Source organism: Gelidibacter sp. (genome assembly GCF_053579655.1).
Genome location: NZ_JBMDWE010000007.1, coordinates 63,379 through 85,044, shown reverse-complemented (window position 1 = coordinate 85,044; position 21,666 = coordinate 63,379). Strand labels below are relative to the sequence as shown.

15 protein-coding genes and 1 pseudogene are annotated in these 21,666 nt (G+C 38.7%); 10 read left to right on the top strand and 6 right to left on the bottom strand.

The window, feature by feature from the left end:
* Window positions 1-9: 9 nt before the first annotated feature.
* The 3 genes from ACOH2D_RS05625 to ACOH2D_RS05615 form a co-directional block, all read right to left on the bottom strand.
* On the bottom strand, window positions 10-942 hold the full coding sequence (locus ACOH2D_RS05625) for a ring-cleaving dioxygenase (RefSeq protein ID WP_449534645.1): 933 nt from the start codon (window positions 940-942) through the stop codon (window positions 10-12).
* Between the two features lie 21 nt (window positions 943-963).
* A complete protein-coding gene (locus tag ACOH2D_RS05620; RefSeq protein ID WP_449534644.1) occupies window positions 964-1,299 on the bottom strand; it encodes a pirin-like C-terminal cupin domain-containing protein in 336 nt (111 codons plus the stop codon).
* A gap of 348 nt (window positions 1,300-1,647) precedes the next feature.
* Window positions 1,648-2,220, bottom strand: coding sequence for an MliC family protein (locus tag ACOH2D_RS05615; RefSeq protein WP_348036790.1), 573 nt, complete (start codon window positions 2,218-2,220; stop codon window positions 1,648-1,650).
* A gap of 329 nt (window positions 2,221-2,549) precedes the next feature.
* Here ACOH2D_RS05615 and ACOH2D_RS05610 point away from each other — a divergent pair, with 329 nt between their 5' ends.
* The gene (locus ACOH2D_RS05610) at window positions 2,550-2,738 is read left to right on the top strand and encodes a transposase (protein ID WP_449534643.1); all 189 of its coding nucleotides are present in this window, start codon (window positions 2,550-2,552) and stop codon (window positions 2,736-2,738) included.
* A gap of 392 nt (window positions 2,739-3,130) precedes the next feature.
* Here ACOH2D_RS05610 and ACOH2D_RS05605 read toward each other — a convergent pair whose 3' ends face one another.
* From ACOH2D_RS05605 to ACOH2D_RS05595, 3 genes are all read right to left on the bottom strand, one after another.
* A complete protein-coding gene (locus tag ACOH2D_RS05605) occupies window positions 3,131-3,712 on the bottom strand; it encodes an ankyrin repeat domain-containing protein (protein WP_449534642.1) in 582 nt (193 codons plus the stop codon).
* A gap of 87 nt (window positions 3,713-3,799) precedes the next feature.
* A complete protein-coding gene (locus ACOH2D_RS05600; RefSeq protein ID WP_449534641.1) occupies window positions 3,800-5,140 on the bottom strand; it encodes an amidohydrolase in 1,341 nt (446 codons plus the stop codon).
* Between the two features lie 274 nt (window positions 5,141-5,414).
* Complete coding sequence (locus tag ACOH2D_RS05595; RefSeq protein WP_449534640.1) at window positions 5,415-6,164, bottom strand: phosphatase PAP2 family protein; 750 nt, start codon at window positions 6,162-6,164, stop codon at window positions 5,415-5,417.
* A gap of 348 nt (window positions 6,165-6,512) precedes the next feature.
* Between ACOH2D_RS05595 and ACOH2D_RS05590 the strand changes: the two genes are divergently transcribed.
* The 9 genes and pseudogenes from ACOH2D_RS05590 (at window position 6,513) to ACOH2D_RS05550 (ending at window position 21,198) form a co-directional block, all read left to right on the top strand.
* On the top strand, window positions 6,513-6,926 hold the full coding sequence (locus tag ACOH2D_RS05590; RefSeq protein ID WP_449534639.1) for an HYC_CC_PP family protein: 414 nt from the start codon (window positions 6,513-6,515) through the stop codon (window positions 6,924-6,926).
* Window positions 6,927-7,045: 119 nt separating this feature from the next.
* Window positions 7,046-10,825 (top strand): efflux RND transporter permease subunit, encoded by a 3,780-nt coding sequence (locus tag ACOH2D_RS05585; RefSeq protein WP_449534638.1) that lies wholly within the window; start codon window positions 7,046-7,048, stop codon window positions 10,823-10,825.
* Window positions 10,822-12,051, top strand: coding sequence for a TolC family protein (locus tag ACOH2D_RS05580; RefSeq protein ID WP_449534637.1), 1,230 nt, complete (start codon window positions 10,822-10,824; stop codon window positions 12,049-12,051). The genes ACOH2D_RS05585 and ACOH2D_RS05580 overlap by 4 nt, the downstream gene beginning before the upstream one ends.
* A 63-nt stretch (window positions 12,052-12,114) precedes the next feature.
* Window positions 12,115-14,508, top strand: a complete 2,394-nt coding sequence (locus ACOH2D_RS05575; protein WP_449534636.1) for a multicopper oxidase domain-containing protein — start codon at window positions 12,115-12,117, stop codon at window positions 14,506-14,508.
* Between the two features lie 57 nt (window positions 14,509-14,565).
* Window positions 14,566-15,144 carry a DUF3347 domain-containing protein gene (locus ACOH2D_RS05570; protein ID WP_449534635.1) on the top strand — a complete coding sequence of 193 codons (579 nt, stop codon included), beginning with the start codon at window positions 14,566-14,568 and terminating at the stop codon, window positions 15,142-15,144.
* A gap of 90 nt (window positions 15,145-15,234) precedes the next feature.
* Window positions 15,235-15,686: pseudogene (locus ACOH2D_RS05565) on the top strand (heme-binding domain-containing protein).
* A gap of 101 nt (window positions 15,687-15,787) precedes the next feature.
* Window positions 15,788-18,793 (top strand): heavy metal translocating P-type ATPase, encoded by a 3,006-nt coding sequence (locus tag ACOH2D_RS05560; RefSeq protein ID WP_449534634.1) that lies wholly within the window; start codon window positions 15,788-15,790, stop codon window positions 18,791-18,793.
* A gap of 9 nt (window positions 18,794-18,802) precedes the next feature.
* On the top strand, window positions 18,803-19,390 hold the full coding sequence (locus ACOH2D_RS05555) for a DUF2911 domain-containing protein (RefSeq protein ID WP_449534633.1): 588 nt from the start codon (window positions 18,803-18,805) through the stop codon (window positions 19,388-19,390).
* Window positions 19,391-19,449: 59 nt separating this feature from the next.
* Complete coding sequence (locus tag ACOH2D_RS05550; RefSeq protein WP_449534632.1) at window positions 19,450-21,198, top strand: efflux RND transporter periplasmic adaptor subunit; 1,749 nt, start codon at window positions 19,450-19,452, stop codon at window positions 21,196-21,198.
* Window positions 21,199-21,666: the final 468 nt, after the last annotated feature.

Below are 21,666 nucleotides of genomic sequence, written 5' to 3'. Positions count from 1 at the left end.
TTCTTGAAATTACATTTTAAGTTTTGGCAGTGCTTTTTCAATCTTAGCTCGCATCGCTTTATATTGATCTGGTAATTGCAGTGAACCTCCCAGGTTTTCTACCGTTTCATCCGTTGCGAATCCGGGATTGTCGGTCGCGATTTCAAATAGTATACCACCCGGCTCACGGAAATAAAGCGAAAAGAAATAGTCTCGGTTTATTTTCTCGGTGATGTGAAGACCTCTAGCCATAATTTTTTCTCTCATCGACATCAAGTCCTCTTCATCTTTAACACGAAAAGCCACGTGATGGTTTGTACCTCCCGCATTTAAACCTCTTTGGGCCTGAGGCATTTCCAATAAATCTACTAAAGCTGCGTTTTCTACAGCATCCGTTTTATAGCGATATAAATTGCCTTCTTGTGCAATTTGTTTGTAACCGAATACTTCAGTTAAGATTTCCGCTGTGGCTTTAATGTTATTCAGGGTCAAGGTGACCGTGTGAAATCCTTTGATTGCAACTTCAGACTTTATTTCAGCGCTTTCAAGCCCGTTTCGCCCATCTTTATTTATCGTTTCAATTATAGTGAGCCACAATCCATCAGGATCCTGAAAAGAAAGTTGTTTTTCTCCAAATTGTTCATTAAGGTTGAAAGAAATATTGAGATTTTCAAAACGGGCTTTCCAGAAATCCAAGCTTCCTTTTGGTATGGAATAGCCGATATCTGTGGCCATACCGGCACCGTTCTTTCCTTGCCTCACATTTGCCCACGGAAAAAAGGTAAGGATGGTTCCAGGTGAGCCAACTTCGTTCCCGTAGTAAAAATGGTAGGTTTGTGGATCGTCAAAATTAACGGTCTTTTTTACCAGACGAAATCCAAGTGTTTTGGTATAAAAGTCGTAGTTACGCTGCGCATCGCCAGCAATGGCGGTGATGTGATGTAATCCTAATATTGTATTCATAATTTTTTAATTAAATTTCTTTTAAAATCTTGGTGTTGGGTAGGGAAAGTATTCTGTTTCATCTCCTTTAATTTTAGCAAACGATTGCTCCTTACATTTTGGCTTGGCTTCTTCAATAAGTACTTTATTTGATGAAACAAAGTTCCAGTCAATAAATCGTTCCTCAGGAAAAGGTTCGCCACCAAAAATATAGATGGTGTTGTTTTCCTGAATGGTGAATTCGCAAAGTGTGCTGTCTTTTGCCGCTAATAATTGTTTGGGGTCATAAACATTTCCTTCGCTTTCAATGGCACCTTCAAGAATATATAAACCAGATCCGCCATAAAGTTCGTCACCAATATTCACCGTCTGTTTCAAGCATAAACAGTTTACTGCATAATGCTGCCTTCAAATAAAAATGTTAGTGTAGAAAGACCAATGTGCGGATGTCGCAAAACATCAAAATTTTACCGTTTACTTAATTTAACTGGGCCCATATGATCTATGTAAATGAACGGCCGAGTAATTTATCTGGATCTTCTAGGGGCACTTTATCATCAGAAACGATTAACACGGGTATGATCCTGTTTTGAAAATGTTCATTTTTTTTCAAAAGATCTGCCCTTAACAATAGATCTTCAGCAAGTTTCATTTTTTTTATGGCTTGATCTGATATTTTTTTGCTTTATTTAAATAGTTGTGGGAAAGGAATTTGACTCCACAGTTCTAATTCTCAAAAACGGTGTCTCGGCCTTTGGTCAGGATATAATGATCTCCTTTTCCTCTCAACTCATACGCGTCGTTTTCATACCAAATTCCAGATGCGGCTTTTTTCTGTTCCAAATCAATTTGTTCGCCGCCGTTTAAATAGGCCTTAACCGTCCCGGCCGTGTTGTTAAAAGTCATTGTTAAAACATCGCCCTTGTCACTTTTCACTTCTACGTTTACCTTATTGTCCTGATGTTCGAAAATCACTTCGCCGTCTTTTTTAAGCCAGATATCGTTTCCTTTTCCGCGCAAGTCATAGTGCTCATTTTTATACCAAATACCCGATGCGGCCATTTCCTGGTTCAAAGCAATGCTTTCCCCATTAAAATTTACGGTTGCCTTTCCTTTTGAATTGTCAAAAGACATTTCAAGGGTTTCGCCATCTTTATTGGTCAGTGACTGGGTAACCACATCATTAGAAATTGTTTGCTCTGTGGCGGTAGAATCGATGTTTCCTTGTTTCTGCTTATCCTTACAGGAAATAACTACTGTTGTTGTTAGCATTCCGATTACAAAAAATCTTTTTATCATTTTCTCGTTTTATTTTTAAGGTAGTTGAATTATAAAATTAGCTCTTAAAAATTAAAGTTATAAAAAACTTGTCATCAAAGCAGGTCAATTAAATAAACATTAACCATTTTAGCGGCTTTTTTACTTCTTTATTAATTCTTTTTTTTTATTTAGCCTGCGCAGGTAGTTCCATAGAGATTTCTATTAAAAGTATTTCAGAATTTTTAAGGGCTCCCAATTCAAAAGAATCGGATTAGGGCGATGTTCAGAGCAGTAAGGCATGTGAAATTCTTCCTCTACAGATTAACTAAATTATATGCATAATCTGTGATGCTCCCTAAGTATATTCCATGATCTTCCATACCATCGCAAGGTCCATACAAATGCATTACCAACCTATTTTGAAATATTTTAACAACAGAAGCACCAATGCTTCCGCAAAATCTTTCAATGCTAAAATCAAAGAATTTAGGGTGGTGTTTCGAGGAGTAAGAGATGCAAAATTCTTCCTCTATAGATTGACTAAATTATATGCTTAATTTGTGCTACTCCCCAAGAATATTCCTTGATCGCATAATGGTCAGTCGATATGCAGTTTGTTCGATAATTAATTGTTTTTTAAATTACCAAATATCTATGTCTGTTGAAGCAATGGGGTATACTCTCAAAATTGATTCAATAGCAAAATTGAATTGGTAGATTGTATAATTTTCTTAAAAATGCCTTAACTAAACTAATTTGGCCAAGGGTTTGTGGCAAATTAGGTACATTTTTTATTACGGCGAAAGGTAAATTTATAACCTTGAAGGAACAAGTTGTTTTGATAAAGTATAAAACTCACATTCATAAACATTCGATTTATTAAAATAGGATCTACCAGATTTTTTAAGCGAACTACTACATTATACTATGAATTGCTAAATTCAATTTATTAATCCATTATACGGACTATTTCATGAAACCCTCTTGCCTTTGCGTGTTGCAGTGGAGTGATTCCATCAAAATCAGGTATATCCATTCGTGCTCCTGCATCTTTTAAGATTTTTACAATTTGCTGGTACTTTTTGCTCCCGTCACCTAGAATAACAGCTTCCATTAAGGCAGTCCATCCCAATCTGTTCACATGATCTATGGGGTAATTTTTGGTGTTAGCTAATAGTTTTACTGTTTCTACGTGCCCACGCTCGCAGGCCGGTATTAATGCTGAACCATTGTAGCGATTAAAAATATCAAAACGTGCTCCATGGTCTAAAAACACTTTTAAAAGTTCAGTTTGTCCCGTAGCACCTGCATAAAGGAATGGACTATCTAAGTTTTTAGCTTGCTGGTTGACATCTGCTCCATGTTTTACCAACAATGTTGCCATTTCTATATACTGTTTCTGTGTGGCAATAAGCAATAAAGAGTTGTTTTGTGAATCTGTGGTGTTGACGTTTGCGCCATTTTTTAATGCAGCTTCTACACCAATTAGATCATTTTCATGAACTAAGTTTAATAGATTTGACGCGGTCATAGTGTCTGTTCTTTCTGTATACTGTGACGAACCACAGTTAAATAGGAATAATATTAATATAGTAATCGTTTTCATATAAAATAATGATTAGAACACAATTTTTCCATTGTGAATTAATGATTTTACTGGAGATATCCGTGATACAGCTTCTGCAGAGCAACTAGCGTCAATTAACACAAAATTTGCAAGGTCTCCTGTTTTTGGCCATTGTTGACTACCATTATCATCTAAAGGAATTGGTCCTGCCGTTGCTAGTTTTAGCATTCGCGATAAATCAAATTCTGTTGCTCGTCCATATAATTTAGCGGCTAGATTAGCTTTTTCAAGGACACTTCCGGTACCAAAAGTATTCCAATGATCGACGATACTATCATTACCAGTAGTTACACTGACACCGTGCTTTAGCAAAGTAGGAATTGGCATTATAACTCCCGCAAAAGGAATGGAAGAAACAATCCCTATTTGCGACTCCGCAAGTTTCTCAGCTATTTCTTCTTGTTTGTTTTTATCTAATTTTCCAAGAACAAAGCAATGACTCAAATACGTTTTCCCTTTGAGCTTGGTGTTCTCATTGACTTTTTTAATAAGGTACTCAACTGTATCTAATCCAGATTTACCTGATTCGTGTAAGTGGATATCAATACCTTTATTATTATCTAAAGCAAGTTGAACGGTAAAATCGATTGTTTTTTCAATGGCGCCGTCAATGGTAAAAGGGTCCAACCCACCAATGAAATCGATGTCCATTTTGGCAGCTTCCTTAAGATATGGAACAGAATCCGTGTAAAACACACCATGTTGCGGAAAAGCTACTAATTCTGAATCAAAACCATTCTTTTTATTTTCTAGCGCTACCTGCAAATTTTTTAAAGACTGCAATTTTGATGTTGGATCAATATTTACATGACTTCTAGCAAACGACGTTCCTTTAGATTGCAATAATTCAATAAGTTTCTCGGCTTTGTAAGTTGAGTTTTTCAACATTTCGGGAATAATTTGCTGTTCCAGAGCAATCATTCCTTTAACGCCATCACTTCTCTTTTTTACCGCTTGCCATTTATCTCCGTAAAATGTTTTATCCAGATGGATGTGCATATCTCGGAAAGCAGGAAGCATTAATAATCCTTTGGCGTCAATAGCGTCTGCCGTGGGTGTGTTGCTTGATATACTTTTTATTTTACCTTCGGCGATTTCTACAGTAAAAAGATCTGTTTTTGTCCCGTTAACTTCTCCGTCTTTATAAATGAAGCCAGTTTCGAGTCTCACATTTTTTAATATATGGACATTGAAGGTTTTTTTTATATTTGGCTCGGTTTCAAGAGGAGCAGCGTTTGCAGTGTTCAAAAAACTTGAGCCCACGGTTAGGCCAGCGACTCCAATAGCAGAGTTTCTTAAAAAGTTTTTACGTGTTATGCCTGAATTTTTCATTTTTTTTTAATTTCTACAAATTTACCACTAAAATAAAAGCGAAGTGTAGAGTAATCATTCCAACGCTTGTAAAATTTATAACTGATTGCGAAAATCAGTGGGGAATATGCTAGTTTGAGTTTTGAAGAAATTAGAGAAATAAGCAGGGTCCATATACCCTAACTCAAAGGCGACTCTTTTTAGTTCCACACCTCAATACAGTACAGCAGGTGTGATCATTACTTTTTAATTTTTCTGTTTTGGACTTTTCTTTTTTTTAAGTGATTTTTTATTTTCAAAATGTCATTGATAATCCCAAGCCATATTCTCTTCCATTATAAAAAGGCATCACAATGCCGTTGGTATTTTCGTGGTCTTTAAATAGTGCATTCTTAATAAGGGGATGAATCCAATAAGCAATTTTTGTACTTAAAATTCCCATTCCAGCTCCTGCGGCCACATCAGTGAACCAATGCCTATTATTATACATTCTAAAAAGTCCAGTTCCCGTGGCTACTACATACCCTGAAATGCCATACCAAATGGAAACATCTTTGTATTCTTGGTATAAAAATTCAGCACCCATAAAAGCGGTTGCGGTGTGTCCAGAAGGGAAGGAGTTGGTGGAAGAGCCGTCGGGTCGTTCAACATTGCCAGTTTTTTTTAAGATATTTACCGTACCACCCATAATGAGATAGGCTGTCCCTAAAATGAGGGTTCTGTCCTTAAAATTATTTTTCCCTTTAATACCTAGGGCATTTAAACCGTATACGGAAAGAAATGGAGCGTACTGAGAAAAGTCGTCAATTGTTATTTTATTGTCAATGCTTTCCGTTATTTCGTCCCTGGTTTGTGTGTTTATTAATTGCAGGGTATGACTTTCGAGACCTACAATGCCATACCCAATCAGGACGGTGGGAACAATTAAAGACTCATATTTAAATTTGAGCTGTTTGTTGGGTTGTAAAGAGTCCATTTTTGTGTTTTGACAAAAAGCGGTTGAAGTTCCTAAAATTAGAAGAATCAAAAGTTTTACATTATTCATAGCGGTGGTTCAAATGCTGACGACGGTCAAATTTAATTAATATTAGTTATAGATTGTTTCCTTGTTCTATTATTGTGACTTGAAGTATTTGGTTGTGCTTTCTGGCACTATTCCTTCGGTTCAATATAATTGACCACATGTCCTATACTTGTTGTTTCCTGGCATAAATATCTCGAGTTCACAGGTTTGAGGAGGGGGATGGTTCAAGCATTAATAAATTATAGTGAATATTATGATGATCCCTTCTGATTTTTTATGGAATCACTTTTATAAAAAAAAATAACTTAGCTCATAATTTATTGTTAATAGATGGCGATGACTTAAAAAAATATTAACTTTGTATTTCCTATGAAACAAATATCCCATAAAATAATGTCCTTGTCAATGGCATTTGTAGTGTTATTCTCTACAATGTCATTTACTATTGATATGCATTATTGTGGGGATAGTTTAATGGATTCTGCCATTTTTCATAAAGTAGAAACCTGTGGCATGGATATGGAAAAGCCTGCATCAGAAAGCTGTTCTGTGACTAAAAAGGATTGTTGTAAAAATGAACAAGTGGTTGTGGATGGCCATGATGAATTGCAGCTTTCTTTTAACAAGATTTCATTTGAGCAACAACTGTTTATTGCCTCATTTGTTTACTCTTTTATTAATCTTTTTGAAGGGTTCAATGAAAATATCATTCCTTTTAGAGATTATAAGCCTCCCTTTCTCATACGGGACATACAAAAGCTACACGAGACTTATTTAATTTGATTTTCAGACAGTAAAAAGTTTGCCCTGCGGTATTTCCGTTTTGGGCACGTTTTGTTGTGTTCAATATTCTGATTTAATCAGCATGTTACACGAAGTTCAACTGTTTAAAATCAATTACAATGCTAAATAAAGGCATAAAATTTCTCATAGAGAACAAGCTGGTGGCGGTTTTGTTGCTCGCACTTTTTTTAGGTATGGGTGTCGTCAATGCGCCCTTTAACTGGGATACTGGCTTTCTCCCAACCAATCCCGTGGCTGTTGATGCCATTCCTGATATCGGCGAAAACCAACAAATTGTTTATACCGAATGGGAAGGCCGTTCCCCACAAGACATCGAGGATCAAATAAGTTATCCCCTTACCACAACCTTATTGGGTATTCCTGGAGTAAAGACGATCCGTAGTTCTTCGATGTTCGGTTTTTCGAGTATTTATATCATTTTTGAAGAGGATGTGGAATTTTATTGGAGCCGTAGTCGCATCCTGGAAAAACTAAACTCTTTGCCTTCTGGATTACTTCCCGATGGCGTCAATCCTTCTTTGGGGCCAGATGCCACTGGATTGGGGCAAATTTATTGGTACACCTTAGAAGGGCGCGATAAAGATGGGAATGTCACAGGAGGATGGGATTTGCACGAGCTCCGAAGCATTCAGGATTACTATGTGAAATATGCGCTTTCTTCAGCAAGTGGTGTTTCTGAAGTCGCTTCTATTGGTGGCTATGTTCAGGAATATCAAATTGATGTCAAGCCAGAATTGATGCGTCAATATAATATTGGTCTGGCCGAAATCGTGAAAGCGGTTAAGGAAAGCAATAAGGATATCGGCGCCCAAACCATGGAAATCAATCAGGCTGAATATTTGGTGCGCGGTCTGGGATATATCAAATCGGTTGCTGATATTGAAGATGCCGTGGTGACTTCTGAAAACTATGTTTCCATCCGGATTAAGGACATTGCCAAAGTAAGTTTGGGACCTGCTCCGCGACGAGGGATTTTGGACAAGGAAGGTGCGGAGGTTGTGGGCGGAGTCGTCACAGCGCGCTATGGTGCCAACCCTATGGAAGTGATAAATAATGTAAAAGAAAAGATAGCCGAGCTTAAAGCCGGTTTGCCTTCCAAAGAACTTTCGGATGGCACAATTTCTCAACTTACTGTCGTCCCTTTTTATGACCGATCCGAACTTATTCAGGAAACTCTGGACACGCTTGACGAAGCATTAAGCCTCGAAATACTCATTACCATATTTGTGATTATTGTGATGGTCTTTAACCTGAGAGCATCCATACTTATTTCCGGACTTTTGCCTGTTGCGGTACTCATGGTGTTTATTGCGATGAAATTCTTTAATGTCGATGCCAATATTGTGGCATTATCTGGGATTGCCATTGCCATTGGAACGATGGTCGACATTGGAATTATTCTTACAGAAAACATCATAAGGCATTTGGATGAGGAGAAGGAACGTCATGCTGAAACCGGCATAAAAGAGCCTATTAATACGATTGTCTATAATGCAAGTGCCGAAGTTTCAGGAGCCATTCTTACTGCCGTACTGACTACGATTATCAGCTTTATTCCGGTGTTTACTATGATCGGTGCGGAAGGAAAACTATTCCGCCCTCTAGCATTTACCAAAACAATGGCCATTACAGCCTCGTTTATGGTGGCTTTATTTCTTATTCCGCCATTTGCGGCTTATTTATTCCGCAAAAGAAGCATTAAAAAAGTTACTGGTAATCTGATTCAAGGGCTGCTGATAATTCTGGGCATTACAGCCATCATTTTTGGATATTGGTTGGGCCTTATTTTAATTGGATTTGGCATCACCGGTTTATTGAAGGACGAGAAGATTGCTTCTAAGATTTCAGACAAAATCACCCTATCCGACAAGCGTGCCAATACCATGAACATATTCATTGCGGCGTTTGCCGTGGTCTTCCTGTTGGCGGAATTCTGGCGTCCGCTTGGCGTAGATAAGAGCATCTTTTGGAACCTGTTATTCGTGGGCCTGATCTGTTTTGGACTATTAGGAAGCTTCTGGTTGTTTCAACATTACTATACGCGAATTCTGCGCTGGGCCTTACGGAATAAGCTATTATTTTTATCGCTACCAACGCTTATCGTTGTATGTGGGGTCTTGATTTGGCAGAATACGGGTAAGGAATTTATGCCATCCTTAAATGAAGGATCCTTTTTATTGATGCCGACCTCGATGCCGCATTCGGGCGTGGAAGAGAATAAACGCATATTGCAACAATTGGATATGGCAGTAGCCAGTATTCCAGAGATTAAAACAGTGGTCGGGAAGGCAGGACGTACCGAATCTGCGCTCGATCCAGCGCCTTTATTGATGTATGAAAATATCATTAATTATAAGTCGGAATACGCACTTAATGAAGATGGCAAGCGCCAACGATTTAAAGTGAATAAAGATGGGTTATTTGTTTTGAAAGATGGTAGCCTGGTTGTTAATCCAAATACGAAAGCAGCTAAGGAAAATCAAAATTCAGAAACTACAGATACCTTTTTTGTATCCGACCAAGATCTTATTCCTGATAATGATGGCGAATTTTATAGAAACTGGCGACCGGAAATAAAATCGCCAGATGATATTTGGAATGAAATAGTGCGGGTGACTAAACTTCCAGGAGTGACTTCCGCGCCTAAATTGCAACCTATCGAAACCCGTTTGGTCATGTTGCAAACTGGAATGCGAGCCCCGATGGGAATTAAGGTCAAAGGTCAAGATTTGCGCGAAATTGAAGCTTTTGGGATTGAACTGGAAGAAATTTTAAAGCACGCCGAAGGTGTGAAAGTATCGGCCGTTTTTGCCGATCGTATTGTCGGAAAGCCTTATCTACTCATAGATATTAAACGCGATCGTCTGGCGAGATATGGTGTGACCATTGGCGAAGTTCAGGAAATTCTACAGGTTGCAGTTGGTGGCATGCCATTGACGCAAACGGTAGAAGGAAGAGAGCGTTATGGTGTCCGTGTCCGATATCCACGAGAGTTACGTGCGGATCCCGAAGATCTAAAAAATATTTATGTGCCCGTAGAAAAGGGCAAGCCGGTGCCCTTGGGGGAACTTGTAGATATCCGTTACGAGCAAGGGCCATTGATGATTAATAGTGAGGATACCTTTTTGATAGGACACGTTTTATTTGACAAACTTGACGGTTATGCCGAAGTCAATGTCGTTGAAAATGCCCAGGCCTTGATCAAGGATAAAATAGACAATGGTGAGCTGACGGTTCCCAAAGGCATCAGTTATCAGTTTACGGGAACTTATGAAAACCAGTTACGGGCAGAAAAAACACTTTCTGTGATCGTGCCAATGGCCTTGGTGGTCATTTTCTTGATCCTTTATTTCCAATTCCGTTCGGTTGCAACCTCGTTAATGGTGTTTTCTGGTATCGCAGTAGCGTTTGCCGGTGGCTTTTTGATGATTTGGTTTTATGGTCAGGATTGGTTTTTGAACTTTAACTTTTTTGGAGAAAACTTACGAGAGATGTTCCAAATGCACACCATCAATTTAAGTGTTGCCGTCTGGGTTGGATTTATTGCGCTCTTCGGGATTGCTACGGATGATGGTGTGGTAATGGCCACGTATCTTACCCAAACTTTTGATAAAAACGAGCCAGATAATGTGGCCGAAATACGTTCGTCAATTGTCGAGGCAGGAATGAAACGGATCCGTCCATGTTTGATGACCACCGCCACGACCATGTTGGCATTATTACCAGTTTTAACCTCTACAGGACGTGGGAGTGATATTATGATTCCTATGGCCATTCCAAGTTTTGGTGGGATGCTTATCGCATTGATCACCTTATTTGTAGTGCCAGTATTATTTAGCTGGAGAGCTGAAGTTAAACTTAAAAGAGCAAAAAAATGAAATACATTAAATCACATATTAAAGCCCTCCTAATGCTTAGTACCTTGAGCTTTGTTCTTACAGTTCAAAGCCAAGATTTGCAGAGCCTCATTGACGAAGCATTAACTAATAACCCTGAAATTCAAAAGTTTGATTTTCAGTATCAGATTGCTTCTGAAAAAGTAAATGAAGCCAACAGTTTGCCCAATACCGAATTTAACCTTGGAGTAATGGCTATAATGCCGGAAATGGATATGCCGATGGAACTTTTTAGGGCATCCGTTATGCAAATGTTGCCTTGGTTTGGAACGATAACGGCGCGGGAAAACTATGCGTCCTCCATGGCCGATGCCCAATATGTTGAAGTGACTATCGCCAAACGAAAATTGGCACTTTCCATCTCCGAGTTTTATTATCAGCTTTATGAAATTAGAGCGAAACAAATCTTTCTTGATAAAAACATAGCGCTATTACAGTCCTATGAACGTTTGGCGCTTAATTCTGTAGAAGTTGGAAAGGCGTCGGCCGTGGATGTCTTACGACTGCAGATGCGGCAATATGAACTTATTCAGGAAAAAGAGATTCTAATTCAGCAAAACAAAGGCATTCAGGCAGCCATGAACAGTTTGCTGAACCGGGGTTATGATAAAGATGTGTCTGTAGCTTCTATTCTGGAAATCCCAGCAGACGATAATTTTCAAAGCTACGATGCCTTGTCATTAAACCCAGAATTGCTCAAATACGACAAACTGTATGAATCTATTGAACAGTCTGAGGTATTGAATCAGAAAGAAAGTAGCCCGATGGTAGGTTTTGGAGTGGAGTATATTAAGCAAGATAATAGCCCCATGATTACCAGTTCCTATAAAGATATGGTAATGCCAATGGTGTCGCTTTCGATTCCCATTTTCAACAAAAAATTCCGTTCTCAAACCAGACAAAACGACTTGCGTAAGCAGGAAATACTATCTGAAAAGGACGAACGCTTAAACATGCTGACTTCTGAATTATCAAAAGCAATTTCCCAACGCAATCAGGCACGAATTAAATTTAACACCCAAGTAAAGAATCTGAAACAAGCGGAAGATGCGGAAGACATCTTGATCAAGAATTATGAGACCGGAACCATTGATTTTAGAGATGTATTGGATATTCAGGAGCTACAGTTAAAATTTCAAATGGGACAAATTGAAACCACGCAACTTTATTATATGCAATCGGCACTTATTAACTATTTGGCGAATTAAAAGTTTATTTAGATGGGTTAATATATTAGGAATACTTGAAGTAGATTTAATAAAAAACTGAAAATGAGAACTGTAAAACACATGTTGATACTTGTTTTATTGGGATGCCAAACCATTTTGGGTCAGAATAATTATGAGCAGTCCAACGAAGGAAACAATAAAAATCTACCCGTTCACGAATACACATTGACGATTAAGGAAGAAATGGTTAACAAAGCAGGAAAAGAAGTCAAAGGAATGACCATTAACGGCACGATTCCAGGGCCCACTTTGGAATTTACAGAAGGCGAATATGCGGTTATTTATGTGAAAAATGAGATGGATGTGGAGACTTCTATACACTGGCACGGCATTCTGTTACCTAATTTTTTTGATGGTGTCCCTTATTTAACCACGCCACCAATAAAACCAGGAACAACGTTCAAGTATGAATTTCCTATTAGGCAATCAGGTACGTATTGGTATCACTCCCATACCATGCTCCAAGAGCAAAGTGGTGTTTTTGGATCCCTATTAATACGTCCTAAAGAGAAAACACTGGAGTATGATCACGATTTGGTTTTGATGTTATCCGATTGGACGAACGAAAATCCGCACAGTGTTATGCGTAACTTAAAGCGTGGCAACGAATGGTACCAAATGAAAAAGGGTACGGCAACTCCCTTAAATAAGGTCATTGCACGTGGTGCTTTGGGAGCACAAATCGATTTTTGGCGACAACGAATGGGCGGTGCTGATATCGCAGATGTGTATTATCCTGCATTCTTGATTAATGGAGAGCAATCTATGGAATATCCCAATTTTAAACCTGGGGAAAAAGTGCGTTTACGTATTATAAACGGTTCTGCTTCCTCACAATTTTGGATGACCTTTGGTGGTAAACCGCCTTTGTTGGTGTCTGCCGATGGAAAGGATGTGATTCCGGTTGAACACACTAAAACCTTTATCGCTACGGCTGAAACCTATGACTTTATCATCACTATTCCTCAAAATGGAAAAGTTGAGTTACGAGCCATGGTACAAGACGGTTCTGGAACGACCACAGCTTATTTCGGCAAAGGCGAAACACTTCCTGCTGAAGTTATTCCGAAACCTGACAAAATAAAAATGATGCAACAAATGGCCAAAATGGATATGAAAATGGGTGCACATGCCTTAAAATTTCAACCCAAAAAAGATGAGCGTTTCAAGATGAAGGAAGAATATGGAATGCAGATGGACGACATGAAGATGGATGACATGAAAGGCATGCACATGAATGATGGAGAAATGAAAATGCCTAAGGATTCTGTAATGAATGATAAAATGGATCACTCTAAGATGGATCACTCTAAAATGGACATGAAGAAGGACACGATGAAAATGGATCACTCTGAAATGGATATGAAGAAAGATTCAAAAGTGAATATGGATCATATGCATATGGACGGAATGAACATGTTTTCCGAATACAATTACGATTATCTTAAATCGCCACAAAAAACGGCTTATGATAAAAATCTTCCCGTAAAGGAAATCCTATTGAATCTTACCGGAAATATGCAACGCTATATTTGGAGTATCAACGGCGTCCCCTTGAGCGAAGCTGATAAGATCGAAATAAAAGGTGGCGAAGTGACCCGAATGACGTTCAATAATTTGACGATGATGCATCATCCAATGCACCTTCATGGTCACTTTTTTCGAGTTATCAATGAAAATGGTGATTATTCCCCATTAAAACATACGGTCAACGTTCCACCTATGGAACAAATAACCATAGAATTCAGCGGCAACGAGGGCGATGAATATGGCGATTGGTTTTTTCATTGTCATATTCTCTACCATATGATGAGCGGAATGGCGCGGGTGGTCAGTTATGATACGCCTCGCGACCCACGAATGGCAAAGTTTCCAGTTAAAAACTTGCTTAATGAAGCCGATCGGTTTTATGTGTGGTCGATGGCGGATGTGGCATCCCATATGGCAGCGTTTAATTTGGTGGCTTCTAATCTCCGAAATCAATTTAATATTTCCGCAGAATATGGTTGGAACCAAAACTTAGAAGCAGAAGTCTCATACGAACGCTACCTGCATGATTATTTCAGGGTGTTTGGTGGTGTTAATGTGGAAAATGAAATGCACGATAACTTGGATGAACTTTCTGTCACAGCTGTTGCTGGAATTCGATTTCTAACACCCTATTTATTCAATTTGGATGTTCGAATGGATAGCAAATTGCGACCACAAATCAGTTTGAGTCGTGAAATAATGATCTTTCCAAGAACAGCCATTTTTGGAAGCTATGAATATCAAGCAGATTTTGGTTGGGTGGACTCTCTTCCATTTGGAAGTAATTATGCTAATGAGGTAGTTTGGAATGCAGGTGTCGAATATTTTTTATCCCGAGACTTTTCACTAATGGCGAGCTATGACAACCGTTTTGGAGCGGGTGGTGGATTATCTATACGATTTTAATAGCAAGTAACAATTTTATATAAACCAGTAATAATTTAAATCAAAATGACAATCAAAATGAGAAATTTAAGAGTAACAACAACAATTATGGCAATGGCTTTTGTAGGCCTAACAACAATGTCCTGTAAAGACGGCAAGAAGGAAGACTCAAGTACCACAACGGACTCTGAAGTGAGTCAAGAGCAAGCAAGTACCTCTACGTCTGATGCACAAAATCCTGAGTCCCAACGAGTAGTGGCTGATTATATGGCGCTTAAAGATGCTTTAGTTGCAACCGATGAAAAGGCTGCTGTCGATGCTGGAAAGAAAATTGAAAGTACGTTAAAAAGTTTTAAATTAGATAGCTATACATCTGACGAGCAAAAAGAGCTGCAAGAGATTGTAGAATCAGCAACAGAGCATGCTGAGCATATTGGCAGAAGTGACATGGCCCACCAACGTGAGCATTTTCAGATGCTAACTAAGGATGTTACAGATATGGTGGCTATTACCGGGACAGCTAGTACGCTTTACCAGCAATTTTGCCCAATGTATGGGGAAGGTGGTGCTTGGTTGAGTATGGAAAAGGAAATAAGAAATCCTTACTTCGGTAGCAAGATGATGAAATGTGGCGAAGTACAAAAAGAGATTAACTAGTACAATTATAGACTGATTGACTTAAGACATAAGACTAAGTGAAAGAAATTCAAAGGTCTTATGTCCTAAGGTCAATAAGAGAGGTGACTTATGAAATTTTTAAAACCCGTCGTGATAATTTTATTGGTTGTTTTTGTGGGGATCCAGTTTGTGCCTACAGAGCGAAACCAAACTGATGCTGTATTTGAAACCGATTTTTTGTTAGTGAACAATACTCCAAAAATGTTGCAGTCATTTTACAGACATCTTGTTATGATTGTCATAGTAATAATACAGTATATCCTTGGTATAATAAAATTCAACCAGCGGCTTGGTTTTTAGAAGATCATATAACGGAAGGGAAAAAAGAATTAAATTTCAGTGAATGGGACACGTATTCAGATCGTAGAAAAAACAGCAAGCTAAAATCTATCATGAGCCAAATTAGAAATGATGAGATGCCTCTTTTCACTTACACATTGATTCATAGGGATGCCATTTTATCAGATGTTGAAAAGCAGAGTATAATTGAATATATGAAAAGCGTTCAGGACAGCTTATAAATAAGTAGAGTACGGAGGAATGATTTTTCGAAAATGTAGGGGTTTTACTCCGTAGTTTTTTTCATATTTATAGGAACTTTAAGAATCAAAAATTTAAACAAATGACTCATACATATAGCATATCGGGAATGACTTGCAATGGCTGCAGAAGCCATGTGGAAAAAACACTTTCCAATATAGAAGGGGTAATAAGTGCCTCGGTTAATTTAGAGAAAAAAGAGGCGACCATCGAAATGGATAAGCATATTCCACTCGAAAAGCTTCAAAAAGTATTAAAAGATGATGGTGGGAAGTATAGCATCGATAATCTAGGCGATCAACCGCATCTTTCCGATACTATGAGACACAGCTATAGCATATCGGGAATGACCTGCAATGGTTGCAGAAGCCATGTGGAAAAAACACTTTCCAATATTGAAGGGGTAATAAGTGCTTCGGTTAATTTAGAGAAAAAAGAGGCGACCATCGAAATGGAGAAGCTTATTCCACTCGAAAAGTTTCAAAAGGTTTTAAAGGATGAAGGGGGGAAATATAGTATTCATAATTTGGGAGAGGATTTTAAATTGAAAGATACGGATGAGGAGATTCCTGCCTCCGCAGGAATTATGACACATACATATAGCATAGAGGGAATGACTTGCAATGGTTGCAGAAGCCATGTGGAAAAAACTCTTTCCAATATAGAAGGCGTGAAAAATGCTACCGTCAATTTAGAGAAAAAAGAGGCGACCATCGAAGTGGAAAACCATATTCCGCTCGAAAAGTTTCAAAAGGCTTTAAAAGACGATGGTGGGACGTATAGCATCTATAATTTGGGAGAAGCGCCTGCTCCTTCCGAAATTAAGAAGGAAAAACAACCAAAAGGTGTCGGTACTGGCGTCTTTTATTGTCCAATGCATTGCGAAGGTGATAAAATCTACGACAAAGCAGGAGATTGTCCTGTGTGCGGTATGGATTTGGTCGAAGAGCAAAACTTATCAGCTATAACCACTGAGCAATGGACCTGTCCGATGCACCCTGAGGTTGTACAAGATGAAGCAGGTTCTTGCCCCATATGTGGAATGGATTTAGTTCCGAAGCAACCCGATCTTTCGTCAGAGGAGAAAACTTATAAAAAATTATTGAAGAAGTTTTGGCTTGCCATTGCTTTTACTTTGCCAATCTTCATCATTGCGATGAGCGAAATGGTAGCGAATAATCCATTGTACGAGATTATGGAGCAGCAAAGTTGGAACTGGGTGCAATTTGCACTTTCGATTCCTGTAGTGTTTTATGCCACTTGGATGTTTTTTGAACGTGCCTACCGAAGTATCAAAACATGGAATCTCAATATGTTTACGCTTATTGGAATCGGTGCGGGAGTCGCCTGGTTGTTTAGTGTGGCTGGTCTGTTAATACCAGACGTTTTTCCTGATCAGTTCAGATCGCATTCTGGTGCAGTACACGTCTATTTTGAAGCGGCAACCGTTATTCTAACATTGGTACTTTTAGGACAGCTTTTAGAAGCCCGTGCACATAGTAAAACCAATTCTGCAGTAAAAGAACTTCTAAAATTAGCCCCAAACAAAGCCACCAAAGTGGTCGATGGTGAAGATGTTGAGGTCAGTATCGATAAGATTGAATTGAACGATATCCTAAAAGTAAAACCTGGCGATAAAATTCCTGTAGATGGCGTAATTACCGATGGTGAAACCACCATTGACGAATCGATGATCACCGGCGAACCTGTTCCTGTCGATAAATCTGAGGGAGATAAAGTGAGCAGCGGAACCATTAACGGAAATCAAGTCTTTTTAATGAAAGCTGAAAAAGTGGGGAGCGACACGCTATTGTCTCAAATTATTCACATGGTGAATGATGCCAGCAGAAGTCGTGCGCCGATACAAAATTTGGCCGATAAAGTATCTGGGTATTTCGTTCCTGTTGTTGTTTTAATCTCAGTAATCACTTTTGCGGTTTGGGCCATTTGGGGGCCAGAACCCGCTTATGTTTATGCATTTGTCAATGCTATTGCTGTGTTGATTATTGCATGTCCATGTGCATTGGGATTAGCAACGCCAATGTCTGTAATGGTTGGCGTTGGTAAAGGGGCTCAAAACGGCGTTTTGATTAAAAATGCTGAAGCACTTGAAAAGCTGGATAAGGTTGACACCTTAATCGTTGATAAAACAGGAACCATTACCGAAGGAAAACCAACGGTTGAAAAGATAGGGGCCTTCAATAATGGTTTTACCGAAAGCGAAGTGTTACAGTACATCGTATCCTTAAATAGCAATAGTGAACATCCACTAGCTGAAGCTACTGTTAAATATGGAAAAGAACAAAAAACAGAGCTTATAAAATCAGAGGTCTTTAGTGCCGTTACCGGGAAAGGGGTTGAAGCCACCATCAACACTAAAAAAGTGGCTTTGGGCAATCCTAAAATGATGGCGTATGCGCAAGCGGAAATAGCTTTAGAAATGCAGAAAGAAGCTAAATCCTATCAAAAACAAGGCAAAACAGTATCGTATTTAGCTATAGATAAGCGCGTGGTTGGTTATGTTGTTATCGGTGATAAAATTAAAGCCACGAGTGCAAAAGCAATTAAAGAACTTCAAGATAAAGGTATTGATGTGATTATGCTTACCGGCGATAATCATGATACAGCTCAAGCCGTAGCATCCGAACTGAATCTAGCCGATTTTAAAGCCAGTATGCTTCCCGAAGATAAACTTAAGGAAGTAGAGCGCTTACAAAAGGAAGGTAAGGTAGTGGCCATGGCTGGAGACGGTATCAATGATGCACCAGCATTGGCAAAAAGTGATGTTGGTATTGCCATGGGTACGGGTACAGATGTCGCCATTGAAAGCGCTATGATTACTTTGGTCAAAGGCGATTTAGATGGCATTGTTAAAGCGAAACATTTGAGCCATGCAGTAATGACCAATATTAAGCAAAATCTATTTTTCGCACTTATTTATAACACTTTAGGGGTGCCGATTGCGGCAGGCGTTTTATTTCCTTTTTTCGGATTACTACTATCCCCAATGATTGCCGCATTAGCTATGAGTTTTAGCTCAGTTTCTGTTATTGCGAATGCCTTAAGATTAAGAACAATTAAAATATAACTATAAAAAATGAAGCATTTAATCGCATTACTAGTGGTGGCCCTTTCGGTTTTGAGTTGTAAAAACGAACCAAAACAGAGCAATCAAAATGATCATCAACATCATAATTCTTCTGCAAATAATGATGACGGAAACAAAAAGAAAGTTTTAAGTCCACATACATCAGCTATGGCCATGATTGGCGATGCACACGTTCATATCGATTATTCATCTCCTGGGGTCAGAGGACGGATTATTTTTGGAGGTTTAGTAGGTTACGATAATGTATGGCAAGCTGGTGCGCATTATGCGACATGGATTGAAACGGATAAAGATTTAACTATTGCCGGTGAAAAATTACCAGCTGGAAAGTATGGCTTCTTTACAATTCCATCTAAAAGCGATTGGACCATAATGATCAACAAAAACTGGGACCAACATGGTAAGGATGAGTACGATGAAAAGGAAGATGTGATTCGCTTCAAAGTAACGCCAGAAATCTCTGAAGACATTCAAGAACATTTGGAGTATAAGTTAACTGAAACCAGTGATAATTCAGGTATAATAAGTATGAGTTGGGAAAAAGTAAAAATCGAATTTCCTTTTGCCATTAATTAAGACCAAAATTAATAGAAGCATTTATCTAACAATCAGAAAACAATAAAAAATAAATAAAAATGAAAAAGAATATTATATACATAGCAATTGCCTTAGTTGTTGGTGTGCTTGGAGGATTTTTGCTGTTCGGTGGTGGCGCTTCGGGGAAGCCTGCAGGTAGTGACAACCACAATCATTCGGGAGAAATTGCTACTAATCAAATGTGGACTTGCTCCATGCATCCACAAATCATGCAACCCGAACCTGGCGATTGCCCTATTTGTGGCATGGACTTAATACCAGCTGATGCAGGTGGCGAAGGCCTTGCCATGAACGAAATAAAAATGACAAAGAATGCCATGGCTTTAGCTAATATCCAAACGGTTATTATAGGAAACGCAACAAGTACTGATGGGAATACCTTGTTGCTCTCAGGGAAAATTATGGCTAACGAAGAAGCCAATGCCGTGCAAGCCAGTTATTTTGAAGGCCGTATAGAAAAGTTGAATGTCAATTATACTGGCGAAGAAGTTCGCAAAGGGCAATTACTGGCAACCATTTATGCGCCAGAATTGGTTGCCGCACAACAGGAGCTTTTGACAGCAGCTTCTATGAAAGCCTCACAACCCGCTTTGTATAATGCCGTGCGTAATAAATTAAAACTGTGGAAGGTTTCAGAAGAGCAAATCAATCAAATTGAGACTTCAGGAAAAGTACGCGAAAACTTCCCGATTTATGCGACAGTTTCTGGAACCGTTTCAGAAAAAATAGCAGAAGAAGGGGATTATGTGAAACAAGGACAACCGATTATTAAAGTCAGTAATTTGGGAACGGTTTGGGCCATGTTTGATGCTTATGAAACACAACTTTCGCAGCTTAAGAAAGGGCAGAAAATCATAGTAACTACTAATGCTTATCCAAATAAAGAATTTGAAGCGACAGTAGCTTTCATCGACCCAAGTTTAAACACGCAATCCAGAACCGTTTCAGTAAGAGCAACTTTAAACAATAAGGAAGGTATTTTGAAACCGGGAATGTTTGTTACCTCAAAGGTGGAATTGTCAAAAAGCACAGCCAATGAATCGCAAATAAGAGTTCCTGCTTCTGCAGTCCTTTGGACGGGAACGAGATCGTTGGTATATGTCAAATCAAATCCTAATGAGCCAATTTTTGAAATGCGCGAAGTAACCTTGGGAGCAAAAAATGGTGACGTTTACACGATTGTTGACGGACTTAAAAACGGGGAGGAAGTGGTAAGTAATGGTACCTTTACAGTAGATGCCGCAGCACAGCTTCAGGGCAAAAGAAGTATGATGAATTCAGAAGGGCATGCGGAGCTTGATCCTAAAAACTATCTTGCCAAAACTGAAAGACTAACAGTGTCCTCAAAGTTCCAAACGCAGTTGAAAGCGGTTTTTGACAATTATATGATCATCGAAAAAGCCTTGGTAAACGACAATTCGGAAATGCCTAAAAAAGCTGCTGGTGACTTACTCAAAAGTTTGCAGAATGTAGACATGAAGCTTTTAAAAGAAGAGCCAGCACATAGCCATTGGATGAACCTTGAAAAGGAACTGAAAAAGTCCGCTACTGAAATCTCTAAAACTTCTGATATCAAAATGCAAAGAGACCATTTCATTCAGCTTTCGGCACATTTGATCAATGCGGTTAAAACCTTTGGCATAAACCAAAAAGTGTACGTCGATTATTGCCCGATGGTAAATAATGATGTCGGCGCATTTTGGTTAAGTACCGAAGAAGAAATCCTGAATCCATATTTTGGTGCGAGTATGCTGAGATGTGGAGAGATTTCGGATGAAATAGAATAGTTTTTTATTTAGATGAAACTTGTAAAAGGCCGATAAACATGAGTTTGTCGGCTTTTGTACTTTACAATTTATTAAAATTCTGCATAACGAATAATTCTTACTTGTTGCCATTATTATCAAGACTTTTATAGCAGAGGTCATCCCTCGTTTAAATTATTGATGGTATTATATTATCGTTATCCAAAACGTTTCATTTACCATGAAAATTTTACTGCTGAATATTTTATGATAATAAAGGTTGCTTTCAATTGAAAAGCGAGGCGTTTTTGTGGGACAACCTAAGAAACTTCGTCTTTCGAATTAATGTGTGAACACTGAAGATTCATACTCAAAATTAGAATTTACAACCCACTCAGCCCAATGCCGCTCCATTCCGCGAAAAGCTCACATACGTTCAAAGCGCTTCATTAAAAAGTCTTGGACACAATTCCAAAGTTTACGATTTTCATTCCTATTGTCCGCTCATTC

Coding starts and splice junctions, on each gene's coding strand:
- ACOH2D_RS05625 (WP_449534645.1), bottom strand. CDS start 942: ATGAATACAATATTAGGATTACATCACATCACCGCCATTGCTGGCGAT.
- ACOH2D_RS05615 (WP_348036790.1), bottom strand. CDS start 2,220: ATGATAAAAAGATTTTTTGTAATCGGAATGCTAACAACAACAGTAGTT.
- ACOH2D_RS05610 (WP_449534643.1), top strand. CDS start 2,550: ATGATCTTCCATACCATCGCAAGGTCCATACAAATGCATTACCAACCT.
- ACOH2D_RS05605 (WP_449534642.1), bottom strand. CDS start 3,712: ATGACCGCGTCAAATCTATTAAACTTAGTTCATGAAAATGATCTAATT.
- ACOH2D_RS05600 (WP_449534641.1), bottom strand. CDS start 5,140: ATGAAAAATTCAGGCATAACACGTAAAAACTTTTTAAGAAACTCTGCT.
- ACOH2D_RS05595 (WP_449534640.1), bottom strand. CDS start 6,164: ATGAATAATGTAAAACTTTTGATTCTTCTAATTTTAGGAACTTCAACC.
- ACOH2D_RS05590 (WP_449534639.1), top strand. CDS start 6,513: ATGAAACAAATATCCCATAAAATAATGTCCTTGTCAATGGCATTTGTA.
- ACOH2D_RS05585 (WP_449534638.1), top strand. CDS start 7,046: ATGCTAAATAAAGGCATAAAATTTCTCATAGAGAACAAGCTGGTGGCG.
- ACOH2D_RS05580 (WP_449534637.1), top strand. CDS start 10,822: ATGAAATACATTAAATCACATATTAAAGCCCTCCTAATGCTTAGTACC.
- ACOH2D_RS05575 (WP_449534636.1), top strand. CDS start 12,115: ATGAGAACTGTAAAACACATGTTGATACTTGTTTTATTGGGATGCCAA.
- ACOH2D_RS05570 (WP_449534635.1), top strand. CDS start 14,566: ATGAGAAATTTAAGAGTAACAACAACAATTATGGCAATGGCTTTTGTA.
- ACOH2D_RS05560 (WP_449534634.1), top strand. CDS start 15,788: ATGACTCATACATATAGCATATCGGGAATGACTTGCAATGGCTGCAGA.
- ACOH2D_RS05555 (WP_449534633.1), top strand. CDS start 18,803: ATGAAGCATTTAATCGCATTACTAGTGGTGGCCCTTTCGGTTTTGAGT.
- ACOH2D_RS05550 (WP_449534632.1), top strand. CDS start 19,450: ATGAAAAAGAATATTATATACATAGCAATTGCCTTAGTTGTTGGTGTG.